2 protein-coding genes and 1 pseudogene are annotated in these 2,466 nt (G+C 47.8%); all 3 read right to left on the reverse strand.

Features of this window, described 5'->3' with window-relative positions; genetic code table 11:
* Positions 1 to 121 precede the first annotated feature (121 nt).
* Positions 122 to 739, reverse strand: coding sequence for a DUF4159 domain-containing protein (locus ACTIE6_RS16610; protein WP_439557709.1), 618 nt, complete (start codon positions 737 to 739; stop codon positions 122 to 124).
* A 3-nt stretch (positions 740 to 742) separates the two neighbouring features.
* Positions 743 to 2,080, reverse strand: coding sequence for a TldD/PmbA family protein (locus ACTIE6_RS16615; RefSeq protein WP_439557710.1), 1,338 nt, complete (start codon positions 2,078 to 2,080; stop codon positions 743 to 745).
* Positions 2,081 to 2,221: 141 nt separating this feature from the next.
* Positions 2,222 to 2,466 (reverse strand): annotated as a pseudogene (locus ACTIE6_RS16620) (TldD/PmbA family protein); the annotation flags it as partial.

The following is a 2,466-nucleotide window of genomic DNA, read 5'->3' on the forward strand; positions in this document are numbered from 1 at the left end:
TACTTCACTACTTTCGGACGGTCATGCTGCATAAATCTCCCTGTGGTTAAGGTCAACCTATTTCAGGACGTGACAGGCTCCTCCCCCTCCTCCATCCTCCCTTTCCTCCTTCCTCCCCTTCCTAAACCCCCAACGCATAAACCACAATATTCACCCCAAACCGGGTATTATCCACAGCCAGAAACCGTTTGTTCCTGAAATCGTAGTCCCATTCGCAGCCGTAGTCTTTGTTGCTGTATAAAACGCCGATGCGGCCGTTGATGGTGATGGCTTTGAGGTAATCGTGGACAAGGTCGTCGCCCCAGCCGTTTAGCTCGAAGGATGTAGTGGGAGGACCGTCTTCGAATTTGAAGAAGGAATGGTAAATCGGGTGGTTGTTCGGGATCTTCTGTAATGCTTTCGGACCAAAAGTTCGTTCCATTTCCTGCTCAAACGACTTGGCAAACAGTCCGTCAATATCGTGGTTGCAATCATCCACAAAAACAAAGCCGCCGTTTTGGACGTACCTGCGGAAGTGATCGCGCTCCTGTTGTGAAAATTCAACCAGTTTGTGCCCGCTCAGATAGCAGAATGGGCTCTTGAAAAGCTCATTACTGCTAAGCTGCACTATTTTTTCTTTCTCGTCAATTGGGATCGTGGTGTACTCGACCAGCGAATGCAACAAATTGGAAGGCATTCGCTGATCGGTATCCCAGTTACCCGAAGTGTATTGAATTCGTGTGAAAAAGAAAGGCTTCAATACTTAAACTGCGTCGGAAAGTGATGAAAATGTAAATTCCCTGATCTTCATAGGCGGTATCAGGTAGTTACGGTCGGACTCGGTGCTCACAACACGCTCGGGCTTACCCAGCGTTTCGAGATTGTTGAGCATGATCACGGGGCTTTCATTAAAACGGAAGTTTTTAATCGGATGTTTGATCACGCCGTTTTCAATGTAAAATGTTCCGTCACGGGTAAGCCCTGTCTGTAAAAGCGTTTGCGGATCTACTTCCCGGATGTACCAAAGCTTTGTAACTAAAATTCCCTGCTTCGTTGACTTGATCATTTCTTCCAGCGTCGCCGTGCCACCGTCCATGATCACGTTTGTTGGAAAGGGTACCGGCTTGACATTGTTTTTTTGCGCCCAGAATCTGGAATAGAACATGTTTTTGACCACACCCTTTTCGATCAGGCTCATTTTATTAACGGGTTGTCCATCCCCTGACCAGGGTGACGAAGGAAGTTCCGGATTCGCGGGATCGGTATAAATGTTCACGCGTTCGTCTACGATTTTCTCCCCCAGCTTTGTTTTTCCGCCCGGCTTGCTCAGGAACGAACGTCCTTCATCGGCGCTGCGGGCGTCCATACTGAAAAATATATTTTCAAGTAAAACCACTGCTGCGGTGGGTTCGAGGATCACCGTGTACTTGCCAGGCTCCAGCGCCTTCGCACCTACCGAACCTTTTGATTTGATAATCGCGATGTTGGTCGCGGCGGCAGTATCGAGCTTATTTACATCACTATAACCCCGCGCCACGTAACCTGAGCCTTTTCCATCCTCGGTACGCACCGTCAATGAGAAATTCACATTTGTGCTCGGGTAGTACGCAAACAAACCTTTGGAATTCATCATTGCGCGGTAGCCTTTCTGATTTTCGAGAAAACCAGCCGCAGTCAGGTTCTGGGCGCGGGTCAGCTCCAAACTTTTGGCAACTGCATTCGCGCGCACATCCGGATTGATTGCTGCGGTCGAGTCAAAGAAGCCTTTGGATTTCCCATAAGTCTGTGGACCGAGTACGCCCACATATTCAGGATTTTCAGGCGCAAGCTGCGCTAGCTCTTCCGCCCGGCGGACACATCTTTCAATGGCTTCATCGCTAAATTCATCGACCGTCGCCACACCCACTTTCTTTCCAAAAGCTGACTGAACTTCCAGGTTTTGGTTAATCAATGCGCCACTGGTCGAAACTTCATTTCTCGCATAACGAATATTACCGCGCTCCTCACCCATAATATTCACCTCGCATTCATCTGCTTTCGAGTATTTTAGCACCTTTTGCAACAGTGCCTTCGCTTCGGATTCTGTTAGTATGATGGACATGTTTTTTTCAATTTTGAATGACTGAATGGGTCAATTATGAGTTGTGAGTGGTGAGTTAGTGAGTTAGTGATTAGTCGATAGAATTATATATATATTCGCTAACTCACTCATTCACTAACTCGCAACTCACTCATTCACTCATTAAATCTTCCTTGCCGTATTAATCACATTCACCCCATTAAATCGCGCTGTCGAGCTGCCGTGGGAAACCGCACTGGATTGCGAGGGTTGGCCTTTTCCGTCGAAGAAGGAGCCGCCTAGACGGTAGTCTTTCTGGTCGCAAACCTGCACACACGAGTTCCAGAATTCCTGCGTGTTGGATTGATAAGCCACGTCTTTCAGCATTCCGGCGATTTTCCCATCCTTGATCTCATAATATAACTGTC

This window comes from Dyadobacter sp., assembly GCF_051859145.1.
In the GTDB taxonomy this organism is placed as follows: Bacteria; Bacteroidota; Bacteroidia; order Cytophagales; family Spirosomataceae; genus Dyadobacter.